The following is a 17545-nucleotide window of genomic DNA, read 5'->3' as shown; positions in this document are numbered from 1 at the left end:
CGCGGGCGGGATGTCCGGGAAGTGAGTGTCCTCAGCACGCTTCCTGACAGCCGCCTGAACCGCCGTGACACCTGACCACGTCGATGCGTCTGAATGATGAGTCCCACCGACGGGAACACCGCACCACCACCCGGTGGGGCGCCACCAGCACGAGAAGGAGACAGACCATGACCAACGTCACCCCCGCCACCAGCACCGCTGCCGCCAAGCACACCGGCGACGCCGCCGGCAAGAACACCATCGCCGAGGGCGTCGTCTCGAAGGTCGCCGGCATCGCGGCCCGCGAGGTGCCCGGCGTGCACGACCTGGGCAACGGCGCCGCCCGTGCCATCGGCGCGATCCGCAACGCCATCAACCAGCAGGACCGCGGCCAGGGCGTCTCGGTCGAGGTCGGCGAGAAGCAGGTCGCGGCCGACATCGTCATCGTCGCCGAGTACCCCGTTGAGCTCCAGAAGGTCGCCGACGACGTCCGCAAGTCGGTCACCGACGCCATCTCGCAGGTCGTCGGCATGGAGGTCACCGAGGTCAACGTGACCGTCTCCGACGTCTACATCCCGTCGGACGACGCCGACGACGCCGACGACAGCCGCGTCCAGTGACCGCCACCACCCGAGGCATGCTCGTCGGCGCGGTCCTCGCGCTGACGGCCCTGCAGTTCGGCTTCGGAGGTCTCCTCCTGGTCGCCCTCGCACTCGTGATCGGCTACTTCGTCGGTCGCTTCACCGAGGGCAAGCTGGACGTCCGCGGTGTCGCGGACGCCCTCCGCGGGCGGCGGTCCTCGTGACCGCGGCGGTGACGGCCGACCAGGCCCCCCACGGCCGCACCGTGATCACGTCGCGCGCCGTGCGCCGTGTGGTGTCGGCCGTCACCGCGGAGGCACTGGACGCGAAGGCGTCCGACGTGTCCGTGGAGCTGTCCGACCGTGACGGCGGGCTCACCCTCGTCGCCAAGGCCCCCGTGCGGCTCACCCCGCTCGGCGTGCCGAACCGCACGGCGGGCACCCTGCTGGACCGGCTCACGTCGGCCCAGTCCACCATCCGGCAGCGCGTCCTGCAGCTGACCGGCACCGAAGTCGAACGCGTCGACCTGCAGATCACCGGCGCCGAGCTCAGCCAGAGGAGGCGGGTCTCATGAGCACCAGCAGCACCTACCGCCGCGTCCTCCGGCGGGAGACGCACTCGTCGAGGTCGGGCGTCGCCGTGACCCTGGCCGTCCTGCTCGTCCTGGTCCTCGCCTGGATCGGCACGGAGTCCGTGCTCGCCGCGCTCGGCACCGCGCCCCTGCTCGTCGCCCCGGCGGACGCCGCCTCGGCCGTGCTCGGCGCGGCCGGCGCCCCGGTCGGAGCGCTCACCGCGATCGGTGCCGTCGTCGCGATCGTCGGCCTCGTGCTGATCGTCGTGTCGTTGGCCCCCGGCCGTCGCGGTCGTCGTGCCGCCACCGCGGACCGCACCGCCGCCGTGGTCGATGACCGCGTCATCGCCCGGTCGCTCGCCCGCACGGCGAGCTTCGCCGGCGACGTCCACCCCGACCGGGTGAGCGTCAGCGTGGGCAAGAAGGTCGCGCTCGTCGAGATCGACCCCGTGTCGGGCCGCACCGCCGACCTGCGCAGCATCGAGGAGGCCGTCCGCGGCGAGATCTCGAGCTACGACTACTCGCCGACGCTCCGCCCCCGCGTGAAGCTGTCCAAGAAGAAGGGGAAGGTCGGTCGATGAACGACACCAACCGCGCTCTCAACCGCATCGTCGTCTTCGTCGTCGGCCTCGTGCTGCTCGTCGCCGGCGCCGCCGTCGCGGTCGGCGCGCTGTGGCCCGACGTGCAGCAGACGGTCTCCGACGGCGCGTCCGACGCGACCGGCCCGGTCACGGACGCCCTCTCGGGCGGCCAGGTCTGGATCCTGTGGGTGACGGCCGCGGCCTGCCTCGTGCTGGCCCTCCTGCTCGTCGTGTTCATCGTCCGTCAGGGCGGCGGGCGCACCAGCACCCTGCTCGACCTCTCCGAGGCCGAGGGCAGCCACTCGCCGACCGGCGGCCACGTGGTCGTCGACGCCCGGGTCGCCGCCGACGTGCTGGAGGAGGCGCTGTCCAGCACGCCCGGCGTCCTCGCCGCCGACGTCGTCGCCTTCCGCGTCAAGGGCGAGAACGTGCTCCGCGTGACCGTCGACGCCCGCCGCGGTGCCTCGCCGGTCGACCTCCGTCGCGCCGTCGACGAGGCCGTGGCCCGCTGGGACGAGCTGCTCGGCACGGTCACCCCCGTCGTCGTGCAGATCAACGGCGGCCTCCGCACGCAGATGTCCGGAGCGACGCGGCTCGACTGAGCACCGCCCGGCACGACGCACCCGCACCACCGACGCGGCCCTCGACCTCGACCGAGGGCGAGGGCCGCTTCTCGGTCCCACGACCTCCCCACCCGCACTCCACTCCGAGCCGCCCGCGCGGCCGACCGCCCGAGAAGGGGCCGCACCATGAGCACCAGCACCAGCACCAGCACCAGCACCAGCGCCACCCACCACGTCACCCGGATCGACCTCGACTCCCTCGGGCCCGTCGACGCCTCGTCGCCCGAGGCCGCCCTCGAGCGCACCATCGCGCTCACCGTGCTCGGCACGACGGGCGTCCACGCGCTCGGCACCCCCTCGGCGCGCCTCGTCGGCGTCGTCCGGTCGCGCCTCGGCGCGGGCGGCGTGACCGGCGTGACCGTGACGCAGGCGTCGACCGGCCTGCAGGTCGACGTCGCCCTCGTGGCCGAGTACCCGACCAACGTCACGGAGCTCGCCGACAAGGTGCGCACGCAGGTCGGCCACGCGGTCGGCCAGCTCGACGGCGAGCCGGTCTCGGTCGACGTGTCGGTGGTCGACGTGCACGGCCCGTTCGACGACGTCGCCCCCGCCGACGACGCGTCGCCCGACGCTGACGACGCGGAGCCGCGCCGTGGGGCGGACAACAAGGAGTCGCGGGTCGAGGACGGCGCACCGGCCGACGACCCGAGGTCGCTCGGTGAGCGCGCCTCCGACCTCGCCGACTCGGCGCGGACCGCGACCGCGATCGCGGACGCCATCGACGGCACGGCCGACGCGGTGGACGACGCGTCCGGCGAGGCCCGCGACGCCGCGGCCCGTGACGCTTCCGCCCGTGACCCGAAGGCGGAGCCGGTCACGCACGACGACGCCGCCGCCGTCGAGTGGGGGCGCGCGGCCGACGGTCACGGCGACGACGACGGTGACCGCACCGGCCCCGTCGACGCCGAGCGCGACGCCGCGGACGCGGCCGTCGACGCCGCCGNNACGACGACGCCCGCCGGGCCTGACCCGGCCCCCGCCCCGCCCCGACCCGGCACGCCCTGACCGACCCGCCCTGACCCGACCGCACGCAGGAGATACGACGATGTTCGGACGACGCACCACGACCAGCCGCCGACCGCACCGCCCCCGGGCGGTCTGGTGGGCCCTCGCCACCGGCCTGGTGGTCTGCCTGCTCGTCGTCGGCGGGGTCTTCGTGCCCGTGCTCGCCCTGATCGGCGCGGCCGACGGCGGCACCGCCGGGGCGCTCGACGTTCCCGTCGGGTCGATCGCGGGCGCGGCGGCGGTGGGCTTCCTGCTCGCGCTGGCGCTGCTCGGCCTGGTGTTCCTCTCCCGCCACGGCGCCCTCGCCTGGGTGCTGGCGGTCGCGGCGGTCGTCTCGACGCTGCTCGTGTCGCTCTGGCCGCTCTTCGCCACCGCCCTCGCCGGCGTCGACCAGGCCCGCGACGTGTGGCCCTTCATCCAGGACCTCGTGGCGCGGGCGGGCGTCGGCGGCTGACCCGCGCCTCCCGCACCGGCCTCGAGTGGTCGCGATCTGCTCCTCCTCGCCCCGGCGGAGAGCAGATCGCGGCCACTCGGACGTGGGGCGGGGGTCAGGTCGTGAGGCGGAGGAGGGCGACCACGACGACGACGAGCGCACCGGCGCCCGCGACCGCGGCGACGACCCGAGCGCGCACGACGCCGGCGGCGGCCGCCGGCACCGTCCACAGCATCGGGACGAGCACCCAGTCGAGCAGGCGGAGATCGGCGGCCGGCCCGGTGAGCAGCCCCGACCCCGCCCCGGCGACCAGGGCCGCCTGGGCGACGAGGAGCACCGCGAGGGCGGCGGAGAAGACGCCCGAGAAGCGGCTGCCCCGCTGGCGCGTCCGGACGAACGCCCTGACGACGAGGGCAGCGACCAGGCAGGCGACGAGGATGCCGCCGGCGAGGGCCAGGAGGACGACGCCGAGCCCCTCCCAGCCGCTCGGCGACGCGACGACGGCCACGACGAGCACGACGACGACGGTCGCGAGGCCGGCGAGGACGCCCGAGGCCACGGCGGCGAGCGACCGCCCGACCGTCAGCGGGGCGGCGCCGACGGTGCCGCGCCAGCCGCCGCCGCGGAGGGCGGGCGGGAGGGTCGAGAGGTCGGGGAGGCCGTCCGGCCCCCGGTCGTCGTCGGTCATCTGCTGCTCCCCGCTGTCGGGCCCCCGGCCCGTCGCCCCGACGCTAGCGCAGCGGCGCCGACTGGTCACGATCTGCTCCGCCCCGCCCCGGATCGGAGCAGATCGTGACCACTCGATGGTCGGCGGGTCAGGAGTCGCGGGGCGGCCGGGCGAGGTCGGCCAGCGCCGTCACCGTCGGCGTGCCGCCCGGCGGTCTGCCCACCAGCGAGCGGCGACGACTCCTTCGTGGTGCTGGAACGCCCTCAGGGTCGGCATCCCCTCGGGTGCCGGTCGCCGGGCCTTGTCGAAGAACGACCCCGCAACGGCGGCGAGCACGGCGTCGACGTCCTCGGCGGGCACGTCGGCCAGCAGACGGTGCGACCGGAGGGCGGCCTCGACGTCGACGCGCTCGCCGCGCACGAGCACGTCGAGCAGGTAGAGGGCGCCGTCGATCCAGCGGGCGCCGATCGCGGCCCACGGCCAGTCGACGAGCCAGGCGGCGCCGTCGGCGTCGACGAGCACGTTGTCGGCGCGGCCGTCCAGGTGCAGCAGGTGGTCGCCCGCGGCGGCCTCGGCGGCCCGCGCGGCCGCAGCACGGAGCTCCGGGAGGTCGCGGCGCGCCTCGTCCGGGAGCGCGTCGAGCGCGCCGTCCGCCTCGAGCCGGTCCCAGCCGGCCGCCTCGCCGCCGAGTTCGTCGGCGGCCTCGGGCAGGCCCTCGAACGCGATCGACCCCCGGGCCACGGGCAGTGTCGCGAACGCGTCCAGGACGGCCTCGACGTCGGAGCCGTCGCGCGCCTCCCCGGGGTGCCGCCCCTCGACGTCGTCGAGGACGAGCGCGACCCAGTCGTCGGTGACCCACGACCCGAGCAGGGCGGGGGCCCGCACGCTGGCGGGCAGCGCCTCGGCGACGGCCAGCTCCCGTCGGTGCAGGTCGGCCGTGTCGGGGCTGCGGCACCGGTCGGCCGTCTTGACGAAGGCTCGGCGGCCGTCCGAGGCGACGACGCGGTCGGCGCTGCCCGGCGAGAACCCGGCGACCTGGCTGACGGCGGTCACGACAGGGCTGCCGAGCACGCCGGCGACCGCCTCTCGCAGCTCGACGGGCAGGTCGTCCCAGCGGGCACGGGAGGGCATCGAGTCCATCGGCCCACGCTAGCGCGCAGCGAGCGGCGGGCCGGGCGGGTCAGGAGTCGCGGGGCGGCCGGGCGAGGTCGGCCAGCGCCTCGAGCGCCTCGCGGATCGCGGCGTCGGGTCGTTCGTCGTCGCTCTCGACGGCCCACCACCGGAGGGCCGCGTACGTGGCGGCGCTCAGCGCGTCGGCGAGGACGACGATCCGGACCGTCCCGACGAGGTCGGGCCGGCGCTCGGCGATGAACGCCGCGAGCGTCGTGGAGCGGCTGCCCATCCGCGAGCCCACCTGCGTCAGCAGCTCGGGGTGCGCCGCGATGATGCGCAGCCGGGCCCGCGTCGCGGCGAGGTCGAGCGCCGGCACCGCGAGGCCCGCGACGAACGCGTCGCCGTAGGCCCGGAGGAGGTCGCCGCCGGGCGGGCTCGACCGGAGCCTGCGCTGCATCTCGTCGCCGACTGGCTCGGCGCCGTCCCAGACGAGGTCGGCCTTCGTGGGGAAGTAGCGGAACAGGCTGCGGCGCCCGATGCCGGCCGCCTCGGCGACGTCGGCCATGCTGACCGCGTCGTAGCCGCGCTCCTCGAAGAGGGCGACCGCGGTGCGGGCGAGCGCCGCGGGGTCGATCTCGGCGGGGCGGCCCCGGGTCGGCCGGTCGCCCGCGGAGGCGGGGGCGTCGGCGTCGGCGGTCGGGGGCACGGTCCGAGGGTACCGGCGGTGCGGACGGTCCCGGTGATCAGCTCGCGGAAAGTACTTGCTAAAGTGGAAAGTACTTGCCTAGTGTGGAGGCAGACGGACGGGCACCGAGGCCCGGCCACCACCGAAGGAGCCCCGTCATGACCACCGAGACCCCCGCCTCCGCCCCCAGCCCCGACGAGGCCCGCCGCCTGCTCGCCGAGGCCCACGCGACCGGCCGGCTCACGACCGCCGCGGCCGGCTGGCCCGCCGTCGCCGTGATGCTCTCGCTCGGCACCGCCGTCTCGATGGGCACCCTCGCGATGGGGCTCACGGCCGGCGCGAACTACCTCGTCGCCCTCGTCGGCCTCCTCGCGTGGGTGCTCGTCGTCGTCGTCTTCCAGCTCGCGGTGATGCGCTCGACCGCCGCCGGCGCCTCCCGCCGCTGGATCGGCTTCATCGTCGCCCTCTTCGTCGTCTACGTGCCGGCGATGATCGTCGTCGCGGGCTCCCAGGGGGAGGCGGTGGTCGCGACGTGCCTGCTGGCCGCGGCCCTCATGGCGGTCACCGTGGGCTTCGCGGCCGTCGAGGCCCGGGAGGCCCGGCGATGAGCGATCCGCACCCGCGACTCCGCCTCTCCGAGGTGCTGCACCAGCCGGTGCGCTTCTCGATCACCGCCGCGCTGGCGGCCGCCGACCAGCTCGACTTCGGCGACCTCCGCGACGCCGTGCAGGTGACCGACTCCGCCCTCAGCAAGCAGATCAGCACGCTCGAGACGGCCGGTTTCGTCCGGGTCAGGAAGGGCTTCGTCGGCAAGCGGCCGCGCACGACGCTGTCGCTCACCGCGGCGGGGCGCACGGCGTGGGCCGAGCACCTGGCGACCCTCCGCGAGATCGCCGCCGGCTGAGCTGCCCGACCGCCCGCCCGCCCGACCGCCCGCCCGCCCGGCCGCGTCTCGACCGCCCGCGGGTGCACGATGGGGCGGCGCCCTCGCCGCCCCGACGGAAGGACCACCCCGTGCAGATCGACCTCACCGGCAAGACCGCCCTCGTGACGGGCTCGACCCAGGGCATCGGCCGCGCGATCGCGCTCGGCCTCGCCCGCTCGGGCGCGACCGTCGCGGTGAACGGGCGCACCGCCTCCCGCGTGGACGACGCGATCGCGGGGCTCCTCGACGACGCACCGGGCGCCTCCTTCACGGCCGCCCCCGGCGACGTCTCGACGGCGGAGGGCGCGCTCGCGGTGCAGGGCCTCGTGCCCGAGGTCGACGTGCTCGTCAACAACCTGGGCGTCTTCGGCTCGGCCGACCCGCTCTCGATCGACGACGACGAGTGGCGGCGCTACTTCGAGGTGAACGTGCTGTCGGCCGTGCGCCTGACCCGCCTCTACCTGCCCGGCATGACCGGCGCCGGCTGGGGCCGCGTGCTGAACATCGCCAGCGACTCGGCGATCGTGACGCCGGCCGAGATGATCCACTACGGCATGTCGAAGACCTCGCTGCTCGCCGTGTCGCGCGGCTTCGCGAAGGCTGCGGCGGGCACCGGCGTCACCGTCAACTCGGTCATCGCCGGGCCGACCCACACCGACGGCGTCGAGGACTTCGTCTACGAGCTCGTGCCCCGCGACCTGCCGTGGGAGGAGGCGCAGCACCGCTTCATGGTCGAGCACCGGCCGCAGTCGCTGCTGCAGCGGCTGATCGAGCCGGAGGAGATCGCCAACATGGTGGTGTACCTCGCGTCGCCGCTCGCCTCGGCCACGACGGGCGGGGCGCTGCGGGTCGACGGCGGGTACGTCGACTCGATCCTGCCCTGAGGCGGGGCGCGCGGGCGCGGGCGCGGCGCGCGGGCGCGGCGCCGAGGTGACCCGTCCCGGGGCCTCGACGAGCGTCACTGCCCAGGACGAGTCACCTCGACGTCGGGGCGCCGTCGCCGCTCAGTGCACGCGCCGCCCGTCGACCAGGTGCACCACGGCAACGTCGGGCCCGCGCAGCGACGCGTCGTGCGTCGCCTCGACGACCGTCGCCCCGCGCGCCAGCTCCGCGGCGACCGCCCGCCGGATCGCCGCCGTCGCCGCCGCGTCGACCCCCGCGGTCGGCTCGTCGAGCAGCAGCAGCTCGGCTCGCCGGGCCAGCCCCTGCGCGACCAGTGCGCGCTGGCGCTGACCGCCCGAGAGGCTCGCGAGCGGCCGCCCGGCGAGCCCGACGATGTCGAGCGCCTCGAGGCTCTCGTCGACGATCGCGCGGTCGCTCCGGCGCAGCGGGCGCCACGCGCCGCGGTCGGCCCAGCGCCCCATCGACACGGTCTCGCGCACCGTGATCGGCAGCCGGTCGGTGACGGCGCTCCGCTGCACGACGACCGCCGTCGTCCGCCCGCGGGGCCGTTCGACGGTGCCGGAGAGGTCGTCGTGCGTCCCGGCCAGCACGCTCAGCAGCGTCGACTTGCCCGAGCCGTTCGGCCCGACGAGCACGGTCAGCCGCCCCCGCGGCACGTCGACCGTCACGTCGTCGAGCGCCACCGCCCCGTCGTGCCGGGCCGTCACGCCGACCAGACGAGCCAGGGGAGGGGCGTCGGGGCCGAGGGAGGCGCGGGTCGGGTCGAGGAGGGCGTCGGCGAGATCTGAGGCAGTCACATGAGAATCATAACGAGAATCGTTTTCATGTAGGGTCGCTGAGTGATGTTGTTCCTCGAGCCCTTCTCCACGGCCTTCCTGCTGCGCGCCCTCGTCGGCGGCGTGCTGGTCGCCGCGCTGTGCGGCGTCGTGGGCACCTGGGTCGTCATCCGTGGCGCGGCCTTCCTCGGCGAGGCCATGGCCCACGGCGTGCTGCCCGGCGTCGCGACCGCCGCCCTGCTCGGCCTGCCGCCGGTGCTCGGCGCCGCCGTCAGCGCGAGCGTCATGACCGCCGGGGTGAGCATCGCTTCCCGGCGCTCGCGGGTCTCGCCCGACACGGCCATCGGACTGCTCTACGTCGCCCTGCTCAGCCTCGGCGTCGTGATCGTCTCGCGCTCCCGGTCGTTCGCCACCGACCTCACCGCCGTGCTCTTCGGCGACGTGCTCGCGATCGACGCCGGCGACCTGGTCTTCCTGGCCGTCGCCCTCGCCGTCGCGGTCGCAGTCGTCGTCGCCTTCCACCGACCGTTCGTCGCCCTCGCCTTCGACCCCCGCGTGGCGCGCACCTCGGGCCTCCGGCCGCAGCTCGCCCAGGTGGTGCTGATCGGGCTGGTCACGCTCGTCGTGGTGGCGTCGTACCAGGCCGTCGGCAGCCTGCTCGTCGTCGGCCTGCTGCTCGGCCCCGCGGTCGCGGCCGGCCACTGGATGCGCCGCATCCCGAGCACGATGCTGCTCGCCGCCGCCCTCGGCGCCGTCGCCGTCGTCGTCGGGCTCCTCGTCTCGTGGCACGCCTCCACGGCGGCCGGCGCGAGCATCGCGTTCGTCGCGGTGGCCCTCACGGCCGTGTCGGCGGCGGTCCGCGCGACGGCCACGCGCCTCCGGCGCCCCTCCTCCACCTCCGACGCGCACGGCGCTCCTGACGCACCGGGCGCGCCCAGCGCGCACGACGCGCACGGCGCGTCGACCGCCCTGCCCGCCCCGACCCCGAAGGAGACGGTCCACCCGTGACCTCGCGCCCCGCCCGCACCTCCCACCGCCCCGCCCGCTCCTCGACCGTCGGTCGCCGTGCCCTCCTCCTGCCCGTGGCCGTCGCGTCCGCGCTCGCGCTCGCCGCGTGCGGCAGCGGCCCGGTGGCCGACACCGACGACGCCGCCGCCGACCCCGACGCCGCCGCGACCGCCACCACGGGGGCCGGCCACGGCTTCGTGGAGGGCGCCGACGAGCTCCAGGAGCCGCAGCTCCGCCTCGTCGCCCTCGCCGACGGCGCCCTGACCGCCTTCGACCCGGCCACCGAGCAGAGCGTCACCCTCGCCGAGGGGGTCGACGCGACCCGGCTCGGCACCGACGGCCGGTACGTCCTGGCGTCGACCGACGACGGCGCCGTGACCCTCGTCGACGGCGGGGCGTGGACGGTGCCGCACGGCGACCACTCCCACTACTACCTGGCCGACCCGCGCGTCGTCGCGGAGCCCGGCGAGATCGACGGCGGCGACGGAGCGGGGGAGGCGCGCATCGCCTCGAGCGCCTCGCTCACGGCCGTCGCCTTCGACGGCTCGGGGACGGGCGTCGTGCTCGACGGCGAGGCGCTCGCCGACGGCGAGCTCGACGAGCGGGCGCGGGTCGAGGGACTCGGTGCCGAGGGCGTGCTCGTGCCGCTCGGCGGCCTGCTGGTCGCGAGCACCGCGACGGGCGCCGCCGGCGAGGACGTGGCCGACGCCGTCCGGGTCCTCACGGCCGACGGCGACGAGGTCGACGGCGCCCTCGCCTCCTGCCCCGACCTGCGCGGCGCCGCCGCGACCCGGGTCGGCGTCGTCGTGGGCTGCTCCGACGGCGCCCTGCTGGTGACCGAGGGCGACGACGGGTCGTCCGCGGCGGTCGAGCGCGTCCCGTACCCCGCGGGCACCGCCCCCGCCGACGTCGCGACCGCGTTCGAGCAGCGCCCCGGGCGACCCGACCTCGCGGCCGTGGCCGGCGCCCGCGGTGCCTGGCTGCTCGACGCCCGGGCCCGCGCCTTGACGCTGATCGAGACCCCCCAGCCGCTGCTGCGTGCGACCGCGGTCGGCGACTCCGACGACACGGTCGTCGGGGTCGACGCCTCCGGGCGCGTGGTCGTCCTGTCGCCCGACGGGCTCGTGGCGCAGACCGAGCCGCTGCTCGCCGGCGACCTCGTCGACGGCGTCCTGCCCGAGGGCGTGCGGCTCGAGGTCGACGCCTCGCGCAGCTACGTGGCCTCGCCCTCGACCGGCCGGGTGCACGAGATCGACCACGCCGACGCGGCCCGCGTCGCGCGCAGCTTCGCCCTGCCGGCGAGCCTCCTGGTGGAGACGGGCCGATGAGCGCCGTGCGCACCGCCCTCGCCGCCGCCGTCGCGGCGGGCGCCCTGCTCGCCGCCGCCGGCTGCACGGCCGCCGGCACGGGCACGGCCGGCACGGCCGACCGGCCGCGCGTGGTCGTGACGACGAACATCCTCGGCGACGTCGTCGGCGAGCTCGTCGGCGACCAGGTCGACGTCGTCACCCTGATGCCCCCGGGCGCCGACCCGCACTCCGTCGAGATCTCCGCCCGCGAGGCGGCCGAGATGCTCGACGCCGACCTCGTCGTCTCGAACGGCCTGGGCCTCGAGGAGGGGCTGCAGCAGCACGTCGACGCGGCCGGGGCGGCGGGCGTGCCGGTCGTCGAGGCGGGCGACCTGATCGAGCCGCTCGCCTACGTCGACGGCGACGCGGAGGGCGAGCCCGACCCGCACCTCTGGACCGACACGGGGCGCGTGCTCGACGTCGTCGACGGGCTCGAGCCCGTGCTGGCGACCGAGGTCGACGGGATCGACGTCGACCGCCTGACCGCCGCCACCGCCTCCTACCGGGCCCAGCTCGAGACGCTCGACGCCGAGCTGACCGCGACCTTCGCGGCGATCCCGGCCGAGCGCCGCGCGCTCGTGACGAACCACCACGTCTTCGGCTACCTCGCCGAGCGCTGGGGCTTCCGGGTCGTCGGGGCGGTGCTGCCGAGCGGCACGACCCTGGCGGCGCCGAGCGCCTCCGACCTCGCCGACCTCACCGACGCGATCGAGGAGGCGGGGGTCGCGACGATCTTCGCCGACTCGTCCCAGCCCGACCGGCTGGTGCAGGTGCTAGCCGACGAGGCCGACGTCGACGTCGAGGTCGTCGCCCTGCACACCGAGTCGCTCAGCGCCCCCGGCGGGGGCGCCGCCACGTACCTCGAGATGATGCGCTCGAACGAGCAGCTCATCTCGCACGGCCTGTCTCCCTGACCGGCCGCCACCCCGAAGGAAGGACCCCATGACCCAGCGACACCAGCGACACCCGCGACGCCGCCGAGGCCTGGCCGGGCTCGCGCTCACGGCCGGCGCGGCCCTCGCCCTCACCGCCTGCTCGGGAGGCGCGGGCACCGACGCCGAGGCCGGCGCGGGCTCCGAGGCCGGCGGCACCACCGCCTCCGCCGCGCAGCCCCGCGTGGCCCTCACCTACGACGGCGGGCTGCTCGTGCTCGACGCCGACACCCTCGAGCAGCGGGCCGACATCGAGCTGGCCGGCTTCAACCGCGTCAACTCGTCCGGCGACGGGCGCCACGTGCTCGTCTCCACCACCGACGGCTTCCAGGTGCTCGACACGGGCGCCTGGACCACGGCCGACGGCGAGCACCGCGTCGCCGAGCCCGAGCTGACCGACCTCGTCTTCGACGCTCCGACCCCCGGCCACGTGGTGCGCCACGGCGACAAGACGATCCTCTTCTCCGACGGCACGGGCGAGACGACGGTCTTCGACACCGCCGACCTGCTCGACGCCTCGTCGACCGGCGAGCTGCCCGAGACCGAGCAGATCCCGGCGCCCGAGGCCCACCACGGCGTCTCGATCGAGCTCGAGGACGGCACCCTGCTGACGACCATCGGCGACAGCGAGGGCCGCACCGGCGTGCGGGCGCTCGACGCCGACCGCGACGAGATCGCGCGCAGCGAGGAGTGCCCGTCGGTGCACGGTGAGGGCACGACGGCCGACGAGGTGGCCGTCTTCGGCTGCAGCGACGGCGTGCTGGTCTACGACGACGGCACGTTCACCAAGCTGCCCGCCGCGGACGCCTACGGCCGCACGGGCAACGCGTACGTCACCGACTCGTCGCCGGTGATGTTCGGCGACTACAACTCGGACCCCGACTCCGAGGGCTACGAGCTCACGCAGCTGACCATGGTCGACACCGCGGCGAAGTCGTCGAGCGTCGTCGACCTGCCCGAGGGCGTCGCCTACACCTGGAAGGGCGTCGCCCGCACCGCCGACGACGACGTGCTCGTGCTCGGCACCGACGGGGCGCTGCACCGCCTCGACGGCGAGACCGGCGAGGCCACCGACTCGTGGCCGGTCATCGACCCGTGGGTCGGCCCGGTCGAGTGGCAGGACTCGCACCCGAGCCTGACCGTGGTCGGCGACTCGGCGTACGTGACCGACGCGTCGACGCGCTCGATCCGCCGCGTCGACGCGGCGACCGGCGAGGTGCTGGCCTCGGCCGAGCTGCCGGCCGCGCCGAACGAGATCGCCGTCGTCACGGGCTGACGCCCGAGCGACGAGCCGACGCCCCGGGGAGGCGCGGTGCCGGTGCGACCGGCAGCGCGCCTCCCCGGGGCCGTCCGTCGTGGAGCGCCCGCGCCTCAGGCCGTCGGCTCGGCGACGACGTGGTGCCGCCCGAGCGGGAGCATCATCGGCGCGCCCGTCGTGGGGTCGGCGACCACACGGCTGTCGAGGCCGAACACGGCTCGGACGCAGTCCTCCGTCAGCACCTCGGCGGGGGCGCCCGCGGCGTGCACCCGGCCCGCCGCCAGGGCGACGAGGTGGTCGGCGTAGCGCGCCGCGAGGTTGAGGTCGTGCAGCACCATGACGATCGTCGTGCCGCGGCGACGGTTGAGGTCGGTCAGCAGGTCGAGCACCTCGACCTGGTGGCTGACGTCGAGGAAGGTCGTCGGCTCGTCGAGCAGCAGCACGTCGGTCTGCTGGGCGAGCGCCATGGCGATCCAGACGCGCTGGCGCTGGCCGCCCGAGAGCTCGTCGACCGACCGGTCGGCGAGGGCGGTCGTCTCGGTGGCCTCGAGCGCCTCGGCGACGGCGCGGTCGTCGTCGCTGCTCCAGCGCGAGAGGAGGCCCTGGTGCGGGTGGCGGCCGCGGCCGACGAGGTCGGCGACCGTGATGCCCTCCGGCGCGACGGGCGACTGCGGCAGCAGGCCGAGGGTGCGGGCGAGCTGGCGCGCCGGGGTGCGGTGCACCTCGCGCCCGTCGAGCACGACCTGCCCCGACCGGGGCTTGAGGAGGCGCGACATCGACCGCAGGAGGGTCGACTTGCCGCAGGCGTTGGCCCCCACGATGGCGGTGATCCGCCCGGGCGGCACCACGAGGCTGAGGTCGTCGACGACGGTGAGCTCGCCGTAGCCGAGGGTGAGGTGCTCGGCGTCGAGCGTGTGGTCGGCGGTCACAGGGAGCCTCCCGATCGGTTGGTGCGGACGATGAGCCAGATCAGGTACGGAGCGCCCAGCACGCCCGTGACGACCCCGACGGGGAAGCGCGTGCCGAGCGCGTACTGCCCGACGACGTCGGCGACGAGCACGAGCAGGGCGCCGACCAGGGCCGACGGCACGAGCAGCGAGCCGCTCGGCCCGACCAGGCGGGCCGCGATCGGCCCGGAGAGGAAGGCCACGAACGCGATCGGCCCGCAGGCGGCCGTCGCGAACGAGATGAGCCCGACCGCGGCGACGATGACCACGAGGCGCGTGCGGTCGACCCGCACGCCGAGCGCCGACGCAGCGTCGTCGCCGAGCTGCGTCGCCGCGAGGTCGCGCGACCGGCTGAGCAGCAGCGGCGTCAGCACGACGAGGGCCACGAGCACGGGCACGACCTGGGGCCAGCTGCTGCCGTTGAGGCTGCCGGTGAGCCAGCGGGTCGCCTCCTGCAGGTCCCACTGCGCCGCGTTCGACAGCACGTACGCCGTCAGGCTGTCGAGCATCGCGGCGACGCCGATGCCGACGAGCACGAGCCGAGTGCCGGCGACCCCGCCGCGCTTCGACAGCAGGTAGACGAGCACCGCGACCGCGAGGCCGGCGGCGATGGCGAAGGCCGAGACCTGGCCGTCGTCGAGCGACAGCGTCACGATGGCGAAGGCGGCGGCGGCGCTGGCCCCCGAGCTGATGCCGATGATGTCGGGGCTCGCGAGCGGGTTGCGGAGCATCGTCTGGAAGGTCACGCCGCCGAGGCCGAAGCAGAGGCCCGCGGCCACGGCGAGCACCGCGCGGGGGAGGCGGAGGCGACCGACCGTGAACGTCGCGCCGGGCACGTCCTGCCCGAGCACCACGCCCAGCACCTCGCCGGGCCCGTAGAAGGTGCGGCCGACCATGAGGCTCAGCACGAAGACGACGACGAGGGCGGCGACGAGCACGCCGACCACGGCGCGGCGTCGGCGGCCCCGCCGGGCACGGCCCGCGGCGACCGAGGCGGCGACGGCGTCGAGGCGGCTCGAGCCGGGGCGGGCGGGCTCGCCGCCGGCGCCGCGGGGCGGCACGGGCGTCGACGCCCGGAGGTCGGTCGGCGCGCTCACAGGGCCTTCACCTTCGAGCGTCGGACGATCCAGATGAACACGGGCGCTCCGATCAGGGCGGTGACGATCCCGACGTCGATCTCGGCCGGGCGGGCCACGACGCGGCCGACGACGTCGGCGCCCGTGAGCAGCACGGCGCCGGCGACGGCCGAGAAGGGCAGCAGCCAGCGGTGGTCGACGCCGGTGAGCAGCCGGCAGGCGTGCGGCACGACGAGGCCGACGAAGCCGATCGGGCCGGTGACGGCGGTGGCCGCCCCGCAGAGCACGACGGCGCCGAGCGCGGCGGCCCCGCGGGCGACGGCGACGCGCTCGCCGAGGCCGGCTGCGAGGTCGTCGCCGAGGGCGAGGGAGTTGAGGGCCTTGGCCGAGAGCAGGCAGACGACGACGCCCACGACGAGGAAGGGCGCGACCTGCTCGAGGCTCGCCCATGTGCCGCCGCCGACCCCGCCGATCTGCCACGAGCGGATGCTCGACGCGATGTCGCCCCGGGGCAGCGCGATCGCGGTGATGAACGAGGCCAGGGCCGCCGAGGTGGCCGCGCCGGCGAGCGCGAGCTTGAGCGGCGTCGCCCCGCCCCGGCCGAGCGAGCCGATCGCGTAGACGACCAGCGCCGTGGCGCCGGCGCCCGCGACGGCGACCCAGATCGTCGTGGTCGAGGCGCTGAGGCCGAAGAACGCGATGCCCGCGACGACGGCGAGGGAGGCGCCGGTGTTGACCCCGAGGATCCCCGGGTCGGCCAGGGGGTTGCGCGTCACGCCCTGCATCACGGCGCCGGAGACGGCGAGGGCCGCGCCCGCCGCGACGGCGAGGACGGTGCGCGGCACCCGCTTCGCGACCGACGCGCGGTCGAAGCCGTCGGTCGCGCCGCCGAGGGCCGCCCACACGTCGGCGAGCGACACGTCGCGCGAGCCGACCGTCACGCTGAGCAGCACCACGCCGACCAGCACGGCCACCAGCACGAGCAGCCAGACGGCGCGCAGACGCCGCGGGCGTCGCACGACGGCGACGCCCGCGGCGGGCAGCGTGGGGGCTGTGGTCACTACGACTTCGCGGCGGCCTGCGAGAGGAGGTCGACGTAGTCGTCGAGGATCCACGAGATCGACAGCGGCGTCGGGTTGGCGGCCGTGCCGAGCGGGGTGGTGCCGGGCAGGGCGACGATGGCGCCGTTCTTCACCGCGGGCATCTGCGAGAGCACGGGGTCGGCCTCGAGGGCGTCGACGAGGGTCTCGTCGCCGTAGGTGACGATCACGTCGACGTCGTCGAACGCGTCGGCCTGCTCGGCGCTCTGCGTCAGCGAGAACAGCTCGGTCGCGTCGCTGGCCTCGGTGATGCTGCCGGGCTGCTCGAGGCCGAGGTCGTCGAAGAACTGCACGCGGGTGTCGTGCGTCGTGTAGAAGCTGACCTCGCTGAGGTCGCCGGTGTCGACGTGGGTGAGGAACATCGCCGAGGTGCCGGCGAGCTCGGGGTGGGCGTCGGCGGTGTCGCTGATCTCGGACTCGAGGTCGCTGACCAGCTGCTCGCCCTCGTCGGCCATGCCCATGGCCTCGCTGTTGAGCTCGATCATGTCGCGCCAGGCGGTGCCCCACGCGGTCTCGGGGTAGGCGACGACGGGCGCGATCTCGCTGAGGGTGTCGTAGTCCTCCTGCGTCAGGCCCGAGTACGCGGCGAGGATGACGTCGGGGTCGGTGTCGGCCACGGCCTCGAAGTCGATGCCGTCGGTCTCGTCGAAGAGCACGGGGGTCTCGGCGTCGAGCTCGGTGAGCTTCTCCTCGACCCAGGGCAGCAGGCCGTCGCCGTCGTCGTCGCCGAAGTTCGCGGCGGCCATCCCGACGGGCACGACGCCGAGGGCCAGCGGCACCTCGTGGTTCGCCCAGGCGACCGTGGCGACGCGCTCGGGCTTCGTCTCGATCGTCGTCGTGCCGAGGGCGTGCTCGATCGTGATCGGCGTGAACCCGGACGACCCCGAGGAGGCGTCGGTCGAGTCGCCGGCGTCGGCGGAGCACCCGGCGAGGCCGAGGGCGAGGGCGGATGCTGCGCTGATCGCGAGCAGGCGCGTGGTGCGGGGCATGGGTGTCCTTCCGGGACGGGTGCAGGGGCCCGGCTCGACGCTCC

Annotated in this window: 21 protein-coding genes and 1 pseudogene; 14 read left to right on the top strand and 8 right to left on the bottom strand. The window is 75.7% G+C overall.

Annotated features, from left to right (window positions below; all coding sequences use genetic code 11):
- The first annotated feature begins 167 nt into the window (after positions 1-167).
- From IFT45_RS11440 to IFT45_RS11410, 7 genes and pseudogenes are all read left to right on the top strand, one after another.
- A complete protein-coding gene (locus IFT45_RS11440; RefSeq protein WP_167258115.1) occupies positions 168-599 on the top strand; it encodes an Asp23/Gls24 family envelope stress response protein in 432 nt (143 codons plus the stop codon).
- Positions 596-784: a DUF2273 domain-containing protein gene (locus IFT45_RS11435; RefSeq protein ID WP_056052392.1), complete on the top strand. Its 189-nt coding sequence runs from the start codon at positions 596-598 to the stop codon at positions 782-784. The genes IFT45_RS11440 and IFT45_RS11435 overlap by 4 nt, the downstream gene beginning before the upstream one ends.
- Positions 781-1134: a hypothetical protein gene (locus tag IFT45_RS11430; RefSeq protein ID WP_192128237.1), complete on the top strand. Its 354-nt coding sequence runs from the start codon at positions 781-783 to the stop codon at positions 1132-1134. The genes IFT45_RS11435 and IFT45_RS11430 overlap by 4 nt, the downstream gene beginning before the upstream one ends.
- Positions 1131-1712, top strand: coding sequence for a DUF6286 domain-containing protein (locus IFT45_RS11425; protein ID WP_192045239.1), 582 nt, complete (start codon positions 1131-1133; stop codon positions 1710-1712). Before IFT45_RS11430 ends, IFT45_RS11425 begins: the two co-directional genes overlap by 4 nt.
- Positions 1709-2314 (top strand): hypothetical protein, encoded by a 606-nt coding sequence (locus IFT45_RS11420; protein WP_192128235.1) that lies wholly within the window; start codon positions 1709-1711, stop codon positions 2312-2314. Before IFT45_RS11425 ends, IFT45_RS11420 begins: the two co-directional genes overlap by 4 nt.
- Before the next feature lie 147 nt (positions 2315-2461).
- A pseudogene (locus IFT45_RS17870) lies at positions 2462-3278 on the top strand (Asp23/Gls24 family envelope stress response protein); the annotation flags it as partial.
- 102 nt (positions 3279-3380) lie between these two features.
- A complete protein-coding gene (locus IFT45_RS11410) occupies positions 3381-3794 on the top strand; it encodes a hypothetical protein (protein WP_056052408.1) in 414 nt (137 codons plus the stop codon).
- A gap of 94 nt (positions 3795-3888) precedes the next feature.
- On the opposite strand, the gene IFT45_RS11405 is transcribed toward IFT45_RS11410, so the two are convergent.
- From IFT45_RS11405 to IFT45_RS17865, 3 genes are all read right to left on the bottom strand, one after another.
- Entirely contained in the window at positions 3889-4461 is a 573-nt protein-coding gene (locus tag IFT45_RS11405; RefSeq protein ID WP_192128231.1) for a hypothetical protein, read from the bottom strand.
- A 168-nt stretch (positions 4462-4629) separates the two neighbouring features.
- Entirely contained in the window at positions 4630-5580 is a 951-nt protein-coding gene (locus IFT45_RS11400) for an aminoglycoside phosphotransferase family protein (protein WP_192128229.1), read from the bottom strand.
- A 40-nt stretch (positions 5581-5620) separates the two neighbouring features.
- The gene (locus IFT45_RS17865) at positions 5621-6259 is read right to left on the bottom strand and encodes a TetR/AcrR family transcriptional regulator (protein ID WP_056052417.1); all 639 of its coding nucleotides are present in this window, start codon (positions 6257-6259) and stop codon (positions 5621-5623) included.
- Positions 6260-6396: 137 nt separating this feature from the next.
- Between IFT45_RS17865 and IFT45_RS11390 the strand changes: the two genes are divergently transcribed.
- The 3 genes from IFT45_RS11390 to IFT45_RS11380 all read left to right on the top strand — a co-directional run bounded on the left by IFT45_RS11390 (position 6397) and on the right by IFT45_RS11380 (position 8047).
- A complete protein-coding gene (locus tag IFT45_RS11390) occupies positions 6397-6846 on the top strand; it encodes a hypothetical protein (RefSeq protein WP_192128227.1) in 450 nt (149 codons plus the stop codon).
- A complete protein-coding gene (locus tag IFT45_RS11385; RefSeq protein ID WP_192128225.1) occupies positions 6843-7142 on the top strand; it encodes a transcriptional regulator in 300 nt (99 codons plus the stop codon). The genes IFT45_RS11390 and IFT45_RS11385 overlap by 4 nt, the downstream gene beginning before the upstream one ends.
- A 110-nt stretch (positions 7143-7252) precedes the next feature.
- On the top strand, positions 7253-8047 hold the full coding sequence (locus IFT45_RS11380; RefSeq protein ID WP_192128223.1) for an SDR family oxidoreductase: 795 nt from the start codon (positions 7253-7255) through the stop codon (positions 8045-8047).
- 120 nt (positions 8048-8167) lie between these two features.
- Here IFT45_RS11380 and aztA read toward each other — a convergent pair whose 3' ends face one another.
- The gene (gene aztA, locus IFT45_RS11375; protein WP_371810982.1) at positions 8168-8863 is read right to left on the bottom strand and encodes a zinc ABC transporter ATP-binding protein AztA; all 696 of its coding nucleotides are present in this window, start codon (positions 8861-8863) and stop codon (positions 8168-8170) included.
- A 45-nt stretch (positions 8864-8908) separates the two neighbouring features.
- Between aztA and aztB the strand changes: the two genes are divergently transcribed.
- The 4 genes from aztB to aztD are packed head-to-tail and all read left to right on the top strand — an operon-like array spanning position 8909 to position 13407.
- On the top strand, positions 8909-9850 hold the full coding sequence (aztB, locus tag IFT45_RS11370; protein WP_197982401.1) for a zinc ABC transporter permease AztB: 942 nt from the start codon (positions 8909-8911) through the stop codon (positions 9848-9850).
- The gene (locus tag IFT45_RS11365; protein WP_192128219.1) at positions 9847-11178 is read left to right on the top strand and encodes an ABC transporter; all 1332 of its coding nucleotides are present in this window, start codon (positions 9847-9849) and stop codon (positions 11176-11178) included. Before aztB ends, IFT45_RS11365 begins: the two co-directional genes overlap by 4 nt.
- 5 nt (positions 11179-11183) lie before the next feature.
- Entirely contained in the window at positions 11184-12113 is a 930-nt protein-coding gene (gene aztC, locus IFT45_RS11360) for a zinc ABC transporter substrate-binding protein AztC (RefSeq protein WP_371810987.1), read from the top strand.
- A gap of 28 nt (positions 12114-12141) precedes the next feature.
- Positions 12142-13407 carry a zinc metallochaperone AztD gene (gene aztD, locus IFT45_RS11355; protein ID WP_192128215.1) on the top strand — a complete coding sequence of 422 codons (1266 nt, stop codon included), beginning with the start codon at positions 12142-12144 and terminating at the stop codon, positions 13405-13407.
- A gap of 95 nt (positions 13408-13502) precedes the next feature.
- Here aztD and IFT45_RS11350 read toward each other — a convergent pair whose 3' ends face one another.
- The 4 genes from IFT45_RS11350 to IFT45_RS11335 are packed head-to-tail and all read right to left on the bottom strand — an operon-like array spanning position 13503 to position 17501.
- Positions 13503-14318, bottom strand: a complete 816-nt coding sequence (locus tag IFT45_RS11350; RefSeq protein WP_056052440.1) for an ABC transporter ATP-binding protein — start codon at positions 14316-14318, stop codon at positions 13503-13505.
- Positions 14315-15433, bottom strand: coding sequence for an iron chelate uptake ABC transporter family permease subunit (locus tag IFT45_RS11345; RefSeq protein WP_235491129.1), 1119 nt, complete (start codon positions 15431-15433; stop codon positions 14315-14317). The genes IFT45_RS11350 and IFT45_RS11345 overlap by 4 nt, the downstream gene beginning before the upstream one ends.
- Positions 15430-16473, bottom strand: coding sequence for an iron chelate uptake ABC transporter family permease subunit (locus IFT45_RS11340; RefSeq protein ID WP_192045250.1), 1044 nt, complete (start codon positions 16471-16473; stop codon positions 15430-15432). The genes IFT45_RS11345 and IFT45_RS11340 overlap by 4 nt, the downstream gene beginning before the upstream one ends.
- Positions 16473-17501 (bottom strand): iron-siderophore ABC transporter substrate-binding protein, encoded by a 1029-nt coding sequence (locus IFT45_RS11335; RefSeq protein WP_056052442.1) that lies wholly within the window; start codon positions 17499-17501, stop codon positions 16473-16475. The genes IFT45_RS11340 and IFT45_RS11335 overlap by 1 nt, the downstream gene beginning before the upstream one ends.
- Positions 17502-17545 lie beyond the last annotated feature (44 nt).

It is taken from the genome of Frigoribacterium sp. CFBP 13707 (assembly GCF_014842245.1).
Taxonomy (GTDB): domain Bacteria; phylum Actinomycetota; class Actinomycetes; order Actinomycetales; family Microbacteriaceae; genus Frigoribacterium; species Frigoribacterium endophyticum.
The sequence above is the reverse complement of the archived record's forward strand: the minus strand, read 5'-3'. Positions and strand labels throughout refer to the sequence as shown.